The following is a 17,900-nucleotide window of genomic DNA, read 5'->3' on the forward strand; positions in this document are numbered from 1 at the left end:
AAAGAATTGAAGCATTGACTTGCGCGAGATAAATACGTTCGGCAAGTTTCATCGGATACAGGTTTTTTATTTCTGGACGGATGAATCCGGCGGCTTGTATCCTGGATGCGAGGGGGTCAAAACGATCGCACGCGAGTGCATCACCAAAGCCAGGGCGATCGAATTTCTGCCCTTAAACAAATCATTAGCCGTCACTCCCGATCGAACTAACACCCGCCCGAACCGCATTCCCCAGACAAACAGCACCGAACCCAGCACCAGCGTCACTACTATTTCTATAAGTTTGGAATACGATCGCTTAACTCGGTTGTAACTCATATGTTGCACCATTCTCAATAAGCTTTTTAGGAACAGGCTTTTCGGCCTGTTCCACAAGAAAATTCACTCTTTGTGGAACAGGCATCTTGCCTGTTCTTGAGAATGGTGCAAGAGCTCAGTTTTAACACGCTTTGCGATCGATAACTCCTGACTCGTGTTCAATAATGAATCCGTCTATCCGTGACTTCCGTGTCCTCCCTTTCTTCAACCACACCTAAAATTTGCAAAATGTCAAGGGATTCGATCGACTTTTCCCCACCTTAGCCACCAAGTCCCAAACCAGATTTAGCGCCGCAAATAATTCCCCAAATCTCTTGCCACAAACGGCCACATCCGTTGTAATATATATGTAAGTCACAGCCCGTTAAAGTAATCAACAAACAATTAAGCCGCTCAATATATTCACGCTCCAACGAGCGCTGAGTTGTATTTAGCGTGCCTATTAAAGAGCGATCGAAGCTCCTCACACACCCCCAATATTCAGGAAGAATCATGCCATCAAGATCCGCCAACGATGTAGACGTAGCAGAGCAATATTGGCACTACCTAGAAATATCCAAGGTTGCAACTATCTTAGAAACCAACCTGGAAAGCGGTTTAGAACCGACAGAAGCCAACCATCGCCAACAGAAATTCGGGCCCAACGAACTAACAGTTAAAGCAGGGAAACCAGCCTGGTTAAAATTTATCCTGCAATTTAACCAACCCCTCCTGATCATCTTGCTGAGTGCAGGTTTAATCAAAGCCGTGATCGGAGAATGGCTAAACGCTAGCGTAATTTGGGGCGTAACAACCACCAACGCTACTATTAGTTTCATCCAAGAAGCTGGAGCCGAGAAAAAAATTGAAGCCCTCGCCCAAGCTGTCACCACAGAGGCCACAGTCATTCGGGGCGGCAAAAAATTAAGAATTCCCTCCAAAGAACTCGTTGTCGGCGACTTAGTAACCCTGACTTCCGGCGACAAAGTACCGGCAGACTTGCGCTTAGTGAAAGTCCGCGACTTGCAAATCGACGAATCGGGACTCACCGGGGAATCTGTTGCTGTCGAAAAAGAATTAGGACAATCTGGAGACATAGTTCTGCCAAAAGAAACGCCACTAGCAGAACGGGATAACATGGCCTATGCCGGCAGTTTTGTCACTTTTGGCCAAGGTAGCGGCATCGTAATTGCGATCGCCAATAAAACCGAAACAGGCAAAATCTCCCAACTATTAGATCGGCACATCGATCTCACCACCCCCTTAACCCGCAAATTCAACCAATTCAGTCAAAACTGGCTGTTATTCGTGTTGGGAATGGCAACCTTGACCTTCGCCGTCAGATTGGGCAGACCTGTCCCAGAGGGGGTTTCAGCCTTTAAAGAAGCAGTCGAACCCGCAGTCGCGCTGATTGTCGGCGCAATTCCCGAAGGCTTACCCGCCGTCATCACCGTCACCCTAGCCGTAGGCGTTTCCCGGATGGCAAATCGCCACGCGATCGTCCGCAAATTGCCCGCTGTAGAGACCCTAGGCGGCGCTACAGTCATCTGTTCCGACAAAACCGGAACTTTGACGGAAAACCAGATGACGGTGCAAGAAATCTATTCTGGTGGCGCATCCTACTCAGTTACGGGTACGGGATACAGCCCCGAAGGTGAAATTCAACTCAACCAACTGCCAATTACTGTCAGCCAAACTCCAACTTTGCAAGAATGTTTGCAAGCTGGACTCCTTTGCAACGACTCTCAGTTGGAATTCAAAGACGATAATTGGATAGTCGTCGGAGATCCGACAGAGGGAGCGTTAATTGCTGCGGCCAAAAAAGCTGATTTGAGCCAGCAAATTTTGTCCAAGTCAATGCAGCGGCTGGATTCAATTCCCTTTGAATCTCAGTTTCAATACATGGCGACGCTGCACCGAACTCCCAGTGGCAAAATTTTGTACGTCAAAGGTTCAGTAGAATCCATTCTCGGCCGCTGCGGTTCCAGTCTCGATACCCAAGGAAATCCGGTAGAAGTCGATCGCGAACAAATCCACCACCAAGTCGATGAAATGGCGCATCAAGGCTTGCGCGTCTTGGCTTTAGCGAAAAAGCCAGTACCCGAAAGCCAAAATTCCGTCGATCATTCGGATTTGGAATCTGGGCTGATTTTCTTGGGACTCCAAGGCATGATCGACCCGCCGCGGGCTGAGGCGATCGCAGCCGTCCAAGCTTGTCAAACGGCTGGCATCCAAGTCAAAATGATTACCGGCGACCACATAGCTACAGCCAAGGCGATCGCCCGCCGCATGGGATTTCGCAAAACTAAACACCACAGGGAACTTGTAGCCTACACCGGTGCTCAACTCGCCGCCATGAGCAAGCAGGAACTCGGCGAAGCTGTAGAAGCCGGCTCAGTTTTTGCCCGCGTCGCCCCCGAACAAAAACTCCGCCTCGTAGAAGCTTTGCAAAATCAAGGCGAAATCGTGGCGATGACGGGAGACGGCGTTAACGACGCGCCGGCGCTGAAACAAGCGGATATCGGTATTGCGATGGGCAGCGGTACGGAGGTTTCTAAGGAAGCCGCTGACATGATTCTTACCGATGATAACTTTGCGTCGATCGAATCTGCTGTCGAAGAAGGGCGATCGGTTTACAAAAATCTGCTCAAAGCAATCAGCTTCATTCTCCCAGTCAACGGCGGAGAATCGATGACAATTTTGCTCAGCACCCTCCTCGGTCGAGAATTGCCCATTTTGTCGCTACAAATTCTCTGGCTGAATATGCTCAACTCAATTACGATGACTGTGCCCCTGGCTTTCGAGCCCAAGTCACCGGGAGTGATGAAACAACAACCGCGATCGGCAAACGAACCTTTGCTGACTCCAAATCGAATCAAGCGAATTATCGCTATTTCTCTTTACAACTGGACTTTGATTTTCGGAATGTTTGAATGGGTGCGCCAAGCCGAGTGGGGAACGATCCAACTCGCCCGCACGATGGCGATTCAAGCCTTGGTAATGGGTAGAATTTTTTACCTGTTGAGTCTCAGCCAGTTGTTGCCTTCTTTGATGGCTAAATTTAGCGGTTCTAAGGAAGAAGTTAGCGGTGCTCCCGCCCTCGGTGTGGGAATTGTCGTGGCGGTGATTTTGCAGATTATCTTTGCTAACTCTCCATTTGTCAATAGCATATTTGAGACGGCTCCGATGAATCTGGATCAGTGGTTGATTTGCTTCGGTGTCGCTCTGCCGATGATCGGTGTTGCTCTCTCGGTCAACCGCTTTGACCCGCCCAACTAATCGAACTTGTAGGTACAGCCATTAGTAATTTCGGCTTTCTCTGTTTCTACTCGTTCTACTCGTTACCAGGCAGAGCCTGGTAACACAGATCCGGAGGCTCTGCCTCCGATTTTCCTGCTAAAATAGCGAGCCTCTTCCTCTGGAAATCGGTTCCCTAGCTCTTCCTGGGAAGCAGTTATTTATGGTTTACTTGAAAGGGCGCGATCGCGTAAATAAACCCAAAATAAGCTCACCATAAATAAAACGCAAGAAACTTTCCAAACAAATAACCAGCAAGGATTCCACCACGCGCCCGTTTGTACTTCGACAATATCTGAGCCACCAAACAAGAAAAAAATTAGGGTAGTAATCAGGCGATTAATTCTGGTTATTCCTGATGTCTTATTGGCATTAAGAGCGAAACCAATAGCAAAGCAAAACCAGAGCAATGCTTCAATGTAATTTCCATTTACATTGATTTTATCTAATAATTTAGATTGTGCTTCAGCTTGTTCTAAAGAAGCCGGATTTGACATGAGATACCATAAATAAGCACCACCTATTCCGAGAAAAATCAAGAGAATTGTTAGTCTTATTACAGCACCTTTTGTGAAATTCATAAATTAATTTTTATGGTGGGTAAGGTGGTGACTATCGGGAGCATCTCATATAGCAATCCTCGCATCAGTTTCAATAACTGGTTAACTTCCAAGCTCTGCCTGGGAACCGATGTAAGCGAGGCTCTGCCTCGGCCCAGACTATGGACGCAGAGCCTCCGGATATGCGTTACCAGGCTCTTCCTGGTAACGAGTATAATCATTTAGGATTGCTATATTTGTAAAAACACTTCTTCTGGCTGCTTCCTTCTGACTCTTTCCTCATGCCTCCTGGCTCCTAACTCCAATTTCTAGCTGGGCTGCTTTCATTGAGATGCTCCCATCACGATCCCTAATCGGTTGGGAAATCAAAGTTAAAGAGGAGAATTATGAGACTTCTCGAACAATTTTAATTCTTGTGGGAAGGTGGTTTTAGGCATCCTGCAGGCCCTTGACTTACTTTTTTTGCAAAAGTCTATTGAAAAGTTGAAGCCCCAGTGTTCCCCGATTTCAGGGGAACAGCGCTGCGGGCGCAATTTTCCCGATCCGGTTGGGTAAACTGAAGCTTAATGGTGGGCGAGAAGTTTTTTCAGACGTTCGGATCTTTTTCCGATATTTTACGTCTACCAGCGAAGAGACCCGATTGCCTAGCTGTCGGTAAGCTGGCATGAACAGAGCCCACCTTCGATCCGAGGGTGGGCTTCTTCTTGATGTTATTAACCGTTTGTGGGCGATCGGTGGTTGGTACATTCCACCCTTGGAAGTGGCACACTGCGGGAACGTTTATCGGTGTTTCATGGGTTAAGGCTGTTGTCAATATAGCGGTTTTCAGTGGAGTAAAGTATAGATGATCGGGTAGGGAAACGGCTGATCCTAACTGTGGCGCGGGGTTCTGTGACTTTTAACAATTGGTATTGCAAAACTTCGTTAAGCTTATAAGCAGTGGTAAGCGATGATGGTATTATGTAGTCAGGAGGTCAACATGAAACTACCTGACTACGCCAAAGCAATAGGCATAAGTTACACAACCGCGTGGCTAGGCGTGGAAGGCAAACAAACTGCCACATCCGGCACGGCAGACGGAAAGCGGTCTGATTATAGTTGACTACTTGCCACAATCGCCATCAAACCAGGTCAAGAAGAATCGAGTCGCTATTTACAGTCGAGTCTCATCTTCGGAAAACAAAGATAACCTCAACCGTCAATCGGAGAGGTTAACTGAGTACGCCATTGCTAACGGCTATCAAATTGTTAAAAATGTCAAAGAAATTGGCAGCGGATTGAACGACCACCGAAAACAGTTAGAGTCCCTACTGCAACAAGATGACTACGACATTTTATTAGTTGAACACAAAGACCGTTTGGCTCGCTTTGGCACAAATTATCTAGACGTTCTACTACTAAGGTTGGGAGTTAAGTTGGAAATAGTCAACTTAGCAGAAAATGGAAAAGATGAGTTAATGCAAGACTTAGTGGCTATAGTTACTAGCTTTGCTGCTCGACTTTACGGACAGCGACGCGCTAGCAGAAAAACGGAAAAGATAATTGCCGAGTTGAAAGATGGAGGCACTGAATGCAGCTAACAGAAAGGCATATCATCAAATCAACAGAATCTCGTTTCGCTCTTATTGACCAACTAGCTTTCAAATCCAAAAATCTGTACAATGCCGCTAATTATGTCATTCGCCAGAACTTTATTTATGGATGGGGCTATGTCGGTTACAACGAGATGAATCGATTGATGAAGTTTCACGAGGCATATAAGGCTTTGCCCGCCAAAGTAAGTCAGCAAATATTGATGGTGCTAGATAAGAATTGGAAGTCATTTTTTGAAGCCGCTCAAGCCTACAAAGCCGACTCTTCTAAATTCACTGGTCGGCCAAAACTACCAAAGTACAAAGATAAACTTAAGGGTCGAAACCTTCTTGTATATACGATTCAAGCAATTAGCAGCAAACAGTTGAGAAACGGAATCATCAAACTTTCCGGTACTGAACTTTCAATTAAAACTAAAATCAACCCTGACCAAATTTGTCAAGTCAGGTTAGTTCCAAAATGTGATTCTTATGTAGTGGAGGTAATTTATGACGAGCCGGAGTCCGCCCCCCAAGAGAATGACTTTGCAGCCAGTATTGATTTAGGACTGAATAATTTAGCGGCGCTAACTTCAAATCGACCGGGTTTTATTCCGCTGTTGATTAACGGGCGACCATTGAAATCGATCAACCAGTTCTATAATAAGCGTTCTTCAAAACTGCAATCACAATTGAAAGGGAACCGCAAAACTTCACCTCGTATTCAGCGATTAACTCGCTGCCGCCATCAAAAAGTAGACAATTACTTGCATCAAGCAAGTCGCAGGATTGTCGATGTCTTGGTCGCGCAAAAAATTGGGACGCTAGTAATCGGTAAGAATGTACAGTGGAAAACCGATATCAATCTCGGAAAGCAGACTAACCAAAACTTTGTCAGTATTCCTCACGCTCGATTAATTGAGATGTTGGAGTACAAAGCTTTTCTAGTTGGAATTAAGGTAATTGTGCAGGAGGAATCATACACCTCCAGAGCAAATTTTTTAGGATTAGATTCAATTCCTGTTTATGGGAAGACAGAAACAGAACCTGTCTTTACCGGAAAACGGATTAAGCGAGGTTTGTACAAAACATCGACTGGTCAGTTGATCAATTCTGACGTGAACGGCGCTTACAATATTCTCAGAAAAGCAATCCCAAATGCGTTCCGCTTTCTTGATAGGGAGCTGCGTAGTTCAGCCGAGGCGGGTTAATCCGCTCAAAGTAAAAGTGAAGGGGGAGGGACTTCAAGCCTCCCATGCCTATAAATGACTATACTTTTACCAGCTATCACTCAGGTTTGCACGGAAAACTCCTCTGGATCGATTCCCCAATTTACCCAGCGAATTGCCTCTTTAGCCGTTAGCGAAGCCCTCGAAGAGGATCGCACATCAGGCGGCACTCGCAAAGCGTGAATGAATCCCGTACTCGGACAAGTCATTTTTAACAAATAAACAGGATTTGCATTATTCACCCGATCAAAATCATCGTCAAACTCGATGCTTAATAAAGTGTATTCCTGCCAACTATCTAATTCTGTCACCGCGAATTCTTGAATTATGCGATCGTAAGTAATTCCCTGAATTAACCCGCGCCGAATTTCTGCATTCTGTTCCTTCAACACCCACTTAGGATCGCGAATTAAATAACTTACAATTTTAATTGTTATTGTGGGATGGGCGTCCCGCCCATCCTTTTTGGACGGGCGGGACGCCCATCCCACAATCTTGTGGAAGTTATTTAATTCTCATTCCTTAGACTGCGACTGGTGCGGGTGCAGGCTACCTTACCATTCGGGTAAAATCACGCCGTGATAGGCATAAATCGAAACACCGTCGGCCAATTGTACCGCTGGTGTTCCTTCGGCGTGCAAGCGGTGGTTGCTGTCATGGCACGACCTCCTTTAACTATATTTATAGCAATTTGAATTCACCAAAGTTTGCCAGCACATTGGTATGGTGTGTCCGATCCCAAAAAAGATATTTAAATCGAAACGATAGATTTCTGACGCACCATACAAGTTGATTTAACTATTATATTATCCTTGAAATGTGGCAACCGAAACCCGATCGCGCCCTGCTTCTTTCGCCCGATAAAGTGACTCATCGGCCATCGCAATTAGCTCCCCCGGCTGCGACTTCGCCCCCGGAATGCAGCAAGCTACACCCAAACTCAGCGTCACATATTCGCTGACAGCAGACTTAGCGTGAGCTATGTGCAAACCCCGCACCTGTTGTGCGATCATTTCAGCTACGGAAGTGGCACCTTCAATATCGGTATTCGGCAAAACCACTACAAATTCTTCTCCACCGTAACGCGCTACTAAATCTGCAGCTCGCTTTACCGAATGCTGGATCACCGCTGCCACTTGCCGCAAACATTCATCCCCCGCTTGGTGCCCATAAGTGTCGTTGAAAAGTTTGAAATAATCAATGTCGCACATAATTAATGACAGCGGTGCTTCTTCCCTCGCCAAACGCCGCCATTCCGTATCGAGGTATTCATTAAAAGAGTGGCGGTTTCTTACCTCAGTCAAACTGTCGTAATTGGCCAAATACTGCAAGGCTCGATTCACTGTTTCTAACTGCTGTTTCTGCTGCTGCAACTGACGGTTGAGCTCCGCCAACTGCTGTTCGGCTGAGTGCGATCGCAACAAATTTCTCACCCTTGCGAGCAATTCCCTCTCGTCAAAAGGCTTTGAAATGTAATCGTCAGCACCCGCATCCAAACTTTCGATCCGAGCGTCCATCCCCGATCGCGCTGTCAAAAAGATTACCGGAGTAGATTTCAATTCTGGGGTGTTCCGAATCTCCTTGAGCAAATCCAGTCCGTTTTGTCGGGGCATGATTTGGTCGCTCACAATCAAATTTGGCTGCAAACTTTTGGCTTTTTCTAAACCTTCAACCCCGTCCCTCGCCACAGCGACTCGATAGTACGGAGTTAATAAAGTTTGGAGGTAAGCCAGCAGAAAATTGTTGTCTTCTACTACCAGCAACAGCGGTAATTCTCTGCTGTCACTTGTTAATTGTTCTAGATAATTTTTGTCGTCAAAACTGTTAGGTTCCGGCAGCGTGGCCTGGGGTGTGGCCGCCCGGATATTTCCCGAACCCCACTCTCCAGAGCCGAATCCAGTCAGTCCAGCCAATTGGGCGATTGCACTCACCAACTGATTCGCTTCCACCGGCTTCGACAAATGCCTCTGAAACCCCGCCTCCAGCGCTTCGGCCGAATCTTGTTCCTCAATCCCTCCCGTCAGCGCCACGGCCGGCAGCAGTTCCCTGTGCTCGGACATTTCCATGGCTCTGATGCGGCGGATTAAATCGCAGCCGTCGGCTCCCGATACCGTCATATCGCTGACCAACACGTCGGGGCGCGACTGTTGCAACTCCGCCATCGCTTCGGCGGCGCTACCCACCGCTGTTACCTTGGCTCCAAATGCTTCGAGGCCAGTTTTGAGAAATTGCCGGATTTCGGCGCTGCTTTCCACCACCAGGACTTGCTTTCCCGCTAGGGGTTTGGAAACCGATCCGGGTCTGCTTTCCCTTTGGGCGATCGCAGCAGTGCGATCGTCGGGTGCATTTTTGTTGGCGCCCGGTAGCAGTACCCCAAAGGTCGCCCCCTCACCGAGACCGGGACTCGAAGCCCAAACACTTCCCCCGTGCAGTTCCACCAACTGTCGCACAATTGAGAGTCCGAGCCCAAGCCGATTTTGTTCCTTGTTCTGGAAGTTGTCTGCAGGGCGGAAGTAGTCAAAGATGTGCGGCAGAAATTTGGGGTCGATGCCGCAACCGCTGTCGCTGACCCGAATCAACACGCCCGACTCAGTAGGCTCGATCCGCACTTGAACTGGGTATGGTGTGGATTCTGGGGTGAATTTGATGGCGTTGGCCAGGAGGTTCCAGACTACTTGCTGCAAGCGTTCTGCATCCGCCAAAACGTAGCTGACGGCGGGGTCGAAATGTTTTTCTACGCGGAGGTTTTTAGCATCGGCGGTGGGACGGAGGGTGTCGATCGCAGATTCTATGATAGACGGGAGGTGAACTTGGCCGATGTTCAGGCACACTTTCCCCCGCAGCAACCGCGAGAGGTCGAGGAGATTGTCTATTTGCCTGTTTTGTAATTTGGCGTTGCGCTCGATGATTTCCAAAGCGCGGGTGGTGGTGGCTTCGTTTAAATTGCGCGATCGAGCTAGCTGCGCCCATCCCAAAATCGCGCTCAGGGGCGATCGTAGTTCGTGGGAGGCGATCGCCAGAAATTCGTCTTTTGCCCGGTTGGCTTCGGCTTGGGCTGCTTCCACGGCTTTGCGATCGGTGATGTCGAATCCGATCGCCAAATACTGACAGGGTTTTCCCTTACAGTCCAACAGTGGAACTACTGCTGCGTACACCCAATAATCACTTTCATTCTTGGCTTTATTCTTAATGTCTCCTTGCCAAACTTCACCTTTGGCAACAGTTGATAGCAGATTTTTGATTATTTCCGAAGATTTATATTCCGAATGGAGGATGCCGAAGTGGCAGCCGATTAGTTCGGCCTGGGAATAGTTGGATATGGAGCAAACTCGTTCGCTGACATAGTTGATAATTCCTCGCGCGTCAGTCCTCAGCGCCAGTGTGGATCGGTCGATCGCTCTTTTAAAATCTAAACATTCTTGTAGCGACCAATCTAGTTCTTTTGTCGTAGAAATTTGACCGAGCCGATCGGACGCGTTTTGTTGCTGGCGATCGGGCTTATCCTTACTCCGTTGTTGGATTTCCATTGCTTCTATTTTCCCCTGACGGCTGACACCTAATCTACTCGCATCCTGATTCATTATCACAATTTTCTTTCCCGCACCGGCGGGTGTAATATTTTGTATCTCTTCATCTTCCTGAAAAATTGGCAGGCACCACATCCACTCGGGAGTCACCTTAATTTTTGTTGATAGTTGGCTAAAGTTTGTCAATCTGAGGACTGATTTTTCATATCTAGCCGATCGTCGGCTGCCGGCTCATTCCTTTTTATCTGGTATCTTTTATATTTTACTAAGGGGAATCACTGATAATTTTATGGTGTGGATCACACACCGACAGTTGCATTCTTGTTTGAAACGGGTATCATAACCGTCAACTTTTTGCTCACAATTACTCCTAGTATCTGGCACAAAGTCTCGTCTTCGGCAGGCTTTCGCGTCTGTGGCATTCTGCCTCATCTGCACTGAAGGAGATATATGTGCAGGGCTAGACAGTTCCCAAATCACGGGCGGGTTTGGGCGCACAAAGTCCCTGTCTGGCGATCGTCCATAACTTCTTTTAAATTATTTTCTTCAACATCTTGACAGGTCTGTATATTTTTTGTATTATCAAATGTAATATGCCTTCAGAGAAGACAACCGGCAAACTGCCTTGGCGCACTCAACTATTAACTATTTGAGGAAAATCGTCTGTGAATTTAGACGCTGTACGCGAACACTTTGAACAAGAAGCATTTGATTATGACCGCTTAACTCCTCGCCTCATTCCGCGCTATCGCGAGCAACACGATGTAATATTGCAGTTAATCCCTTCTGAAACGAATGGTAACATAAAAGTTCTGGATTTAGGCGCGGGAACTGGCATACTGTCGGCTCTGATTATGCAAGCATTGCCTCAAGCAAAAGTCCTCGCCTTTGACATCGCCCAAAATATGCTGAAAATTTGCCAAACTAACTTGTCCGCTTTCGGAGAACGGCTGACCTTGCAGCAAGGAAATTTCGCCGAAGATGATTTCGGCAGCGGTTACGATGTGGTAGTTTCTGGGTTGGCAATCCACCACCTCGACAGCGCAGGTAAACAACAGCTATTTCACAAAATTTTCCACTCCATGAATCCAGGGGGAATCTTGCTAATTCGAGATATTGTGACAGGTGCTACTCCCCGGCTGACTGAGCAATACGAACAGTTGTGGCGGCAGTACATGAAAGCTAACGGAGAAGACGATGCAGCCTGGTTTCAAAAATATTTAGAAGAAGATATTCCCTCCTCTGTGGAAGAGCAGACAAAGTGGCTTGCAGAAGCTGGTTTTGCCGACGTAGGATGTCACTGGCGCTATCTAAATTTTGCTATTTTTGGCGGAGTTATCCCAAGGTAGAAAGCGTTCGACAAAATGCAGATTTTTTTGATAATTATCAAAAAATAAAGCTCGTAAAAGTCGCACACTGAAAACTTTTTAATCCCCGGACGCATAACCTAATTTTGTAGGTTGTTAAAAGCCACTTTTACCCTATAATTCGCGCGTAAAATCCTTCATTTTTTTCGATATGAATAAGTTTCAAAAAACCTGTAGGGGCGGGTTCAATCAAGCGCTCTCTGGCAGTGCCAACAGATTCAATAAACCCGCCCCCACCCCCACAATATAACCCGCTAGTGACATTTGGCAAAATGTGATTTAAAAGCTCAATAAATAAAGTAAAATCATGAGCGATTCTCGCTTAGTAAAAATTAGCAAATACCTGAGCAGACATTTGCGACACGCTCCTGATCGCATCGGCATTCAACTCGCTCCAGGCGGCTGGGTTCCTGTTAGCGAACTCCTCGCTGCGTGCCAAAAAAATAACTTCCCTGTTCAGCTTGCAGAACTCAAGGAAGTAGTCGCGCAAAACGACAAGCAGCGCTTTTCATTTGACTCCACAGGCACTCTAATTCGTGCCAACCAAGGGCACAGCGTAGAGGTTGACTTGCAGTTAGAACCCGCTGTTCCCCCAGATATTTTATATCACGGAACAGGTAGCACTGCTGTCGAGTCTATTCTCAGTCAAGGAATGAGGAAAATGTCACGGCATCATGTTCATTTGTCGGTGAATATCCAGACGGCGCGCCAAGTAGGTGCAAGACATGGCATCCCGGCAGTCTTTACTGTAGATGCCGCAGCAATGCAACGCGACGGTCATACATTTTACTGCTCGGAAAACAAAGTGTGGTTAGTAGATTTTGTGCCGCCAGCTTATCTCAAAATAAGTTGATAATTTTCCTTTTTTTTGTAGAATGTGTACCACAAAAGCAGTAAAATAAGAGTAAGTAGGAGTTGTGTAAAATGAGTGCGGAAGATATGGGCGATCGCGCAAACAATTTTCATCAAAACAATTCTCAAAATAGAGGTCTGCTAGGCTCTGGTTGGCGACCTTTTTATCGTCAATTTGATTGGCAACACCTGGTACATTTAGCGTCTAGCGACCCCCAAGAACTAGCTCAAAAAACTTTAGGGGCAGCTAGCGACATTGCCGACGCAATGGGACGACACCAATATACTTGGTGGGCAAATATTTTAAATGTATTTTCGGAAAATACTCGCTACGAAATGGATGAATTTTGGGATTACATTACTCCGCAGCCAGTTTACCCGGATTACCGCTACAAAGACGTTTTAGTTACCGAAACGCCTGTGGTGCAATTGGTCAGCCGCGCTAGCATTCCCATCGACTACGTTCTCAACAAACTCCAAGAGATTACTGTTTTCAAAGTTCTCGATTTGCTAGGGAAACCGGATGCAATTACCCAGTCTTTTATGGAGCGACATTTTTCTTATCCCCCGGAGCGATTTGTTAGCTGGGAACGCTTAGAAGTTTTGGGTACTGTTTATGCTTCTTGGGCCCGATTCGGCTGCTGGCTACAAATTGACAGCTACGACAGGGGAAGACGCTGCTACACTCTAATTTGCCAAGATATTGCGCCGCTCGTTAGCAAGGCAACTTATAATTTAGCGGTGATTCTGGGCGGGTACAAAAGCCGCGTCGGACAGGTTCACAGCCAGTTCCCAATTCGCACGTTTTCTGCGGAGGTTCAAAGTTTTACCGATACAGTTCAGCAGGCAATTCTAGATCAAAATCAGTTGGCTGTTTTGGTTAGTGGCGAACCGGGGACGGGCAAAACTGCTTGGACGCAAGCGGTAGCAAAGGAAATTTTAGTGCCGCTGGGTTATGTGATTTTTATCTTAGACCACGATGCTGTGGAAAATTTTGTGCCACCGAGTTATTTGGAGCGGATTTGTATTATTATCAATGAGGCTGATAATTTGGCTCAAGATCGATCGACTGCAGAGGCACAACGCACTAACAAAACTGAACATATTTTGAGTTTGCTGGATGGCACTTTGTATCAAAGCGTTATCGACGAAAACGGCATTCAATTTCAGCAAAAACTCGTAGTTTTGATGACTTGTAACACGACGGAAAGATTAGATCCTGCAATGTTACGGAAAGGGAGAGTGGATTTTACCAGTGAATTTACGCACAAATTTGTTTGAGCGCTATCTTGGATTATCAAGCTATCTGGCGATCGCACTGGCTACACGATCTCATAGTCGGGGGACAAAACAGAGCACTCCAGTCCCCTCCGACTATTCCGGCGGCGCCAGCGTGATATATGCCTAATGGTCAAACAGCAGTCGGGCACTAGATTTGCTCTTAAGTTGACACTAATGCCTATAGACATATCCCCATCAAAAATGATATCAATGATGGGTGATACCCTCTAAGGGTATCGTCCGAGAGAGCAAATCAGGGAAAAACAGCATTTTTGGTCTCAAACAGAATTTTTCAAACTTGACAGCTATGGAGGAAATCCCAAACCGTGCAAACTAAGCCAGTTCAGCAAAAAAGTCAGGGACTGGGAAGGTACGTTGACGGGACTTTCCCGATCGCCCCACAACCCGCAGAGGCAACCGTGTCGGAGAGTAAAGACAGATTTCGGCGGTTTGTGGAGCGCTCCGCCGAGGCCGTGGCAATGGTAGATTGTGAAATGCGCTATCTGTCGGTTTCTCGTCGCTGGGAAACAGATTGCGGGTTGGGCGACGGCGAGGCGATCGGCCGATCTCATTGGGAACTGTTCCCGAATCTCCCGGAATATTGGGAGCAAAATGCCCAGGCTTGTTTGACGGGAGTTTTGGAATACAGCGAGTTTGTGGCAGGGCGATCGATCGCATCTGTATCAGGAAAAATCGCAAGCGGCTGTGTCAGCGAGCCGGTAAGATGGGTATTTCAACCTTGGAAAAATAACGAAGGTGCGATCGGCGGTTTGATTTTGTTTGCATCTAAGATAGGTGAGGCTTCCGCTCAAACCAATTGCTATAATAAATTTCAGTCCGAGGTCAAAAGTAAGCAGTTAGAAACAATACCGCAACTAACTCAAATTGCCCTCGAAAATGCTGCTGATACAATCTTTTTTAGTACCTCCGACGGTCAAATTTGCTACGCGAACAAAGCCGCTTGCCATCTTTTTGGCTACTCGGAATCGGAACTGCTAAACATGAGGGTTAGCGACATCGATTCGCGGTTGCCAGCATCGGATTGGCGAGAACACTGGGCTCTTCTCAAGCAGCAAAACAACCTCACTTTTGAAACCAGTTACAAAACCAAAGACGGCGCCAGTTTTTCCGTCGAAGTTAAAGTCAATTATTTAGTATACGGCGGCTGCGAATACCGCTGCGCGATCGCCCGCGACATTTCCGCTCGCCTCGCAGCAGAATCAGCGCTCGTAGAGGCAAAAGAGCAACTTCAAGCAGTTTTGGACGCGGTGCCGGGATTAGTTTCTTGGGTAAGTTCCGATTTGCGTTATTTGGGAGTAAACCGACATTTAGCTAGCGCTTACAAAATGCCAGCCGAACTATTTTTCGGTCAAAAAGTAGGTTTTTTAGAGACAAGTCCCAAATTTAACGATTTAGTATACGATTTCTTTGCAAACCATAAAAAGAAAACATCTCAAGAAGTAACAGCGAGCATCAGAGGAGAAAATAAAACTTATCTAATAGTGGCTCAAAAATACCATAATAATACGGCGGCGGTATTTGTGGGATTGGATATTACAGACAGCAAACAGTCTCTTTTAGCTTTGCAAGAATCCGAAGAACGCCTGCGACAACAAGCGGCAAAATTAGAGCAGACGCTGTTAATTTTGCAGCAAACTCAAACTCAACTGATTCAAACAGAAAAGATGTCATCTCTGGGGCAGTTGGTAGCAGGAATAGCCCACGAAATTAACAATCCAGTTAGTTTTATTTCTGGCAATGTCAGCCACGCCACTGGCTACATTCAAGAACTGCTGCGAACGATCGAGCTTTACCAAAAGTATTATCCCCATCCCGTGCGAGAAATTCAAGATTTGATAGAAGAATTAGACTTAGACTTCATCAAAAAAGACTTGCCAAAACTGCTAAATTCCATGAAAGTCGGTTCGGAAAGGATTCGCGATGTCGTGCGATCGCTCCGCTTGTTCTCGCGTACCGACGAAGCCCAAATGAAGCCGGCTGATATCCACGAAGGTTTGGATAGCACTGTGCTGATTTTGCAAAATCGCCTGCAAGCTAAAGGGGGACGGCCAGGAATTTCTCTAGTTAAAGAGTACGGAGATTTGCCACGAGTTCACTGCTATGCGGGACACTTAAACCAAGTGTTCATGCACTTGTTGACAAATGCGATCGACGCTTTGGAAGAAGGGGGGAGAAATGCCGAAAAGTATGGTAAAATTCAAAATCAGTCTTACTTAGCTTCAGCCAAGTCGAAATCTGAAATATTCAATCCCGAAATTCGGATTCGGACTTCCGTGGTAGGGGAAAACGAAGTTGCGATCGCCATTAGTGACAACGGCCCTGGCATGACTGAAGAAGTCCTCGACTGCATCTTTGATCCTTTGTTTACCACTAAATGTTCAGACACGAGCACTGGTTTGGGTCTAGCAATCTCCCAGCATTTAGTAGTAGAAAAGCACGGCGGTAAGTTGCACTGTGTTTCGCGTCCGGGAGAGGGAACGGAGTTGATAATTAAAATTGCGATCGGCAACGATTAATGAGCGATTTATAACAGGCAAATAATATGGTAATCGAGTGGCTAAAATTTCAAGTACCTCCCGAAAAGTTGGAGGCATTTATTGAGCGAGATGAAGAAGTTTGGACGGCAGGATTGAGAAGTTTACCCGGTTTTTTGGGCAAGGAAACTTGGGTAGATCCGGTACAAAATGAGGTGGTGATACTGATTCGCTGGCAAACTAGAGAGTTGTGGAAGTCGGTGTCGCAAAGCACCATAGATGAGCTGGATGCCAAAATGGGTGAGTTGCAAATGCCGATCGCCGAAAGTCGCGAATATCAAGTTAGCAAGTTTTTGCATTAGTTAGTCAGCAGTCAGTTGCTCGTGTTAATTTTTGAAAGATTAATCATGAGTTTTACCTTGATTGCACCGCAGACATCGATTTGGTATTTGGTGGGAGGGGCGATCGCTCTCGGTAGAATCATCGCAGTGTTTGGTATTTGGTGTCAGGGGCGATCGCCCTTGATTGACTATTTCATGCGATTACTCTGGCGGTTCAGTACCTAGAGGGGCTTGACGGCGGTGACGAACGTGTATTATTGCGACGGTATCGCCCTCCACCACAAACAGAATTCGATAGGTTCTTCCTTTACCAACCCACAGTTGTCGAATTTCCCTACCAATGATGGCAGCTTCGGGTGCAACTGAGCAACGGTAAGGAAACTGTTCCAGGGATGCGATCGCATCTTGGAGGTCGTAGTACCACTGATTTGCGGCATCAGCACTCAGATAATCGCACATCCAACGGTAGGCGTTTTCAATTTCTTGAAAGGCGGGTGGTTGGATTAGGACTTGATAACTCATAGACGAGGGGGGATGTTGAACTGCTGCTGTAGCGCTGTCATAGCTCTCTCGGCTGGAATACCTTCACCTCGATCGAAGCTTTCAAGTCCTTTGCGGATGCCGATGATAGCTTCGAGGTAGTCGATACGCTCTAGGAGTTTTTCGTAGGTATTGAGTTGGGGGTTTGGAGTGGATTTTAGCGATCGTACCAAACTGAGAAGATCCGCAAGCAGTTCGTCAGGGGTGCTATCGATTTCTTGGATGAGGAGTTCTTTGATGGTCATCGCGGCATCTCACGAGGATTGATACTTTGATTGTAACGGTGATCGCTATGAGTTTTGATGGGCGATCGCACTTCGTAGAATCATCGCAGTGTTGGGTATTTGGTGTTAGGGGCGATCGCACTTTCATTTTACGCGATCGGTCATCAGAAACAAGAAAGGGCGATCGCTACTTGAACAAAACTTGTATTATCTCATCAATTAGTTCGTTGAACATCAATAGCATAAGCTGTTCGACATCTAAACTGCATTAACTAAGTTACCTTTATTTTTTATTTTTCGGTTCCATTTCATAATTAGT

General features: G+C 46.6%; 15 protein-coding genes and 2 pseudogenes. 10 read left to right on the plus strand and 7 right to left on the minus strand.

Going from position 1 to position 17,900, the window contains the following annotated elements; genetic code table 11:
• Window positions 1-66: 66 nt before the first annotated feature.
• A complete protein-coding gene (locus QUB20_RS25230) occupies window positions 67-318 on the minus strand; it encodes a hypothetical protein (RefSeq protein WP_333250360.1) in 252 nt (83 codons plus the stop codon).
• Window positions 319-578: 260 nt separating this feature from the next.
• Complete coding sequence (locus tag QUB20_RS25235) at window positions 579-812, minus strand: hypothetical protein (RefSeq protein WP_333291735.1); 234 nt, start codon at window positions 810-812, stop codon at window positions 579-581.
• Here QUB20_RS25235 and QUB20_RS25240 point away from each other — a divergent pair.
• Window positions 811-3,576, plus strand: coding sequence for an HAD-IC family P-type ATPase (locus tag QUB20_RS25240; RefSeq protein WP_333250362.1), 2,766 nt, complete (start codon window positions 811-813; stop codon window positions 3,574-3,576). The two genes, QUB20_RS25235 and QUB20_RS25240, sit on opposite strands and share 2 nt — an antisense overlap.
• A gap of 179 nt (window positions 3,577-3,755) precedes the next feature.
• On the opposite strand, the gene QUB20_RS25245 is transcribed toward QUB20_RS25240, so the two are convergent.
• Window positions 3,756-4,175, minus strand: coding sequence for a hypothetical protein (locus tag QUB20_RS25245; RefSeq protein WP_333250364.1), 420 nt, complete (start codon window positions 4,173-4,175; stop codon window positions 3,756-3,758).
• 958 nt (window positions 4,176-5,133) lie between these two features.
• Between QUB20_RS25245 and QUB20_RS28775 the strand changes: the two genes are divergently transcribed.
• From QUB20_RS28775 to QUB20_RS25255, 3 genes and pseudogenes are all read left to right on the plus strand, one after another.
• Entirely contained in the window at window positions 5,134-5,256 is a 123-nt protein-coding gene (locus QUB20_RS28775; protein ID WP_333321101.1) for a hypothetical protein, read from the plus strand.
• A gap of 4 nt (window positions 5,257-5,260) precedes the next feature.
• Window positions 5,261-5,734: an IS607 family transposase gene (locus tag QUB20_RS25250; protein WP_445299429.1), complete on the plus strand. Its 474-nt coding sequence runs from the start codon at window positions 5,261-5,263 to the stop codon at window positions 5,732-5,734.
• Window positions 5,725-6,994, plus strand: a pseudogene (locus QUB20_RS25255) (RNA-guided endonuclease InsQ/TnpB family protein). The gene QUB20_RS25250 and the pseudogene QUB20_RS25255 overlap by 10 nt, the downstream one beginning before the upstream one ends.
• A gap of 22 nt (window positions 6,995-7,016) precedes the next feature.
• On the opposite strand, the pseudogene QUB20_RS28780 reads toward QUB20_RS25255, so the two are convergent.
• Window positions 7,017-7,610 (minus strand): annotated as a pseudogene (locus tag QUB20_RS28780) (hypothetical protein); the annotation flags it as partial.
• A gap of 150 nt (window positions 7,611-7,760) precedes the next feature.
• Window positions 7,761-10,631: a diguanylate cyclase gene (locus QUB20_RS25265; protein WP_333250366.1), complete on the minus strand. Its 2,871-nt coding sequence runs from the start codon at window positions 10,629-10,631 to the stop codon at window positions 7,761-7,763.
• 515 nt (window positions 10,632-11,146) lie between these two features.
• Here QUB20_RS25265 and QUB20_RS25270 point away from each other — a divergent pair.
• The 6 genes from QUB20_RS25270 (at window position 11,147) to QUB20_RS25295 (ending at window position 17,042) form a co-directional block, all read left to right on the plus strand.
• Entirely contained in the window at window positions 11,147-11,830 is a 684-nt protein-coding gene (locus tag QUB20_RS25270; RefSeq protein ID WP_333250368.1) for a methyltransferase domain-containing protein, read from the plus strand.
• Between the two features lie 325 nt (window positions 11,831-12,155).
• Window positions 12,156-12,701, plus strand: a complete 546-nt coding sequence (locus QUB20_RS25275; RefSeq protein WP_333250370.1) for an RNA 2'-phosphotransferase — start codon at window positions 12,156-12,158, stop codon at window positions 12,699-12,701.
• A gap of 71 nt (window positions 12,702-12,772) precedes the next feature.
• Complete coding sequence (locus tag QUB20_RS25280; RefSeq protein WP_333250372.1) at window positions 12,773-13,981, plus strand: AAA family ATPase; 1,209 nt, start codon at window positions 12,773-12,775, stop codon at window positions 13,979-13,981.
• Window positions 13,982-14,307: 326 nt separating this feature from the next.
• On the plus strand, window positions 14,308-16,518 hold the full coding sequence (locus QUB20_RS25285; RefSeq protein WP_333250374.1) for a PAS domain S-box protein: 2,211 nt from the start codon (window positions 14,308-14,310) through the stop codon (window positions 16,516-16,518).
• 26 nt (window positions 16,519-16,544) lie between these two features.
• Complete coding sequence (locus QUB20_RS25290; RefSeq protein ID WP_333250376.1) at window positions 16,545-16,838, plus strand: TIGR03792 family protein; 294 nt, start codon at window positions 16,545-16,547, stop codon at window positions 16,836-16,838.
• 45 nt (window positions 16,839-16,883) lie between these two features.
• Window positions 16,884-17,042: a hypothetical protein gene (locus QUB20_RS25295; protein ID WP_333250378.1), complete on the plus strand. Its 159-nt coding sequence runs from the start codon at window positions 16,884-16,886 to the stop codon at window positions 17,040-17,042.
• Here QUB20_RS25295 and QUB20_RS25300 read toward each other — a convergent pair.
• The gene (locus QUB20_RS25300) at window positions 17,019-17,339 is read right to left on the minus strand and encodes a type II toxin-antitoxin system RelE/ParE family toxin (protein WP_333250380.1); all 321 of its coding nucleotides are present in this window, start codon (window positions 17,337-17,339) and stop codon (window positions 17,019-17,021) included. The genes QUB20_RS25295 and QUB20_RS25300 overlap by 24 nt on opposite strands.
• Window positions 17,336-17,602, minus strand: a complete 267-nt coding sequence (locus tag QUB20_RS25305) for a hypothetical protein (RefSeq protein WP_333250382.1) — start codon at window positions 17,600-17,602, stop codon at window positions 17,336-17,338. Before QUB20_RS25305 ends, QUB20_RS25300 begins: the two co-directional genes overlap by 4 nt.
• Window positions 17,603-17,900 lie beyond the last annotated feature (298 nt).

This window comes from Microcoleus sp. B4-C2, from assembly GCF_036705265.1.
Lineage (GTDB): Bacteria > Cyanobacteriota > Cyanobacteriia > Cyanobacteriales > Microcoleaceae > Microcoleus.

Coding starts and splice junctions, on each gene's coding strand:
- QUB20_RS25230 (WP_333250360.1), bottom strand. CDS start 318: ATGAGTTACAACCGAGTTAAGCGATCGTATTCCAAACTTATAGAAATA.
- QUB20_RS25240 (WP_333250362.1), top strand. CDS start 811: ATGCCATCAAGATCCGCCAACGATGTAGACGTAGCAGAGCAATATTGG.
- QUB20_RS25235 (WP_333291735.1), bottom strand. CDS start 812: ATGATTCTTCCTGAATATTGGGGGTGTGTGAGGAGCTTCGATCGCTCT.
- QUB20_RS25245 (WP_333250364.1), bottom strand. CDS start 4,175: ATGAATTTCACAAAAGGTGCTGTAATAAGACTAACAATTCTCTTGATT.
- QUB20_RS28775 (WP_333321101.1), top strand. CDS start 5,134: ATGAAACTACCTGACTACGCCAAAGCAATAGGCATAAGTTACACAACC.
- QUB20_RS25275 (WP_333250370.1), top strand. CDS start 12,156: ATGAGCGATTCTCGCTTAGTAAAAATTAGCAAATACCTGAGCAGACAT.
- QUB20_RS25280 (WP_333250372.1), top strand. CDS start 12,773: ATGAGTGCGGAAGATATGGGCGATCGCGCAAACAATTTTCATCAAAAC.
- QUB20_RS25290 (WP_333250376.1), top strand. CDS start 16,545: ATGGTAATCGAGTGGCTAAAATTTCAAGTACCTCCCGAAAAGTTGGAG.
- QUB20_RS25295 (WP_333250378.1), top strand. CDS start 16,884: ATGAGTTTTACCTTGATTGCACCGCAGACATCGATTTGGTATTTGGTG.
- QUB20_RS25300 (WP_333250380.1), bottom strand. CDS start 17,339: ATGAGTTATCAAGTCCTAATCCAACCACCCGCCTTTCAAGAAATTGAA.
- QUB20_RS25305 (WP_333250382.1), bottom strand. CDS start 17,602: ATGACCATCAAAGAACTCCTCATCCAAGAAATCGATAGCACCCCTGAC.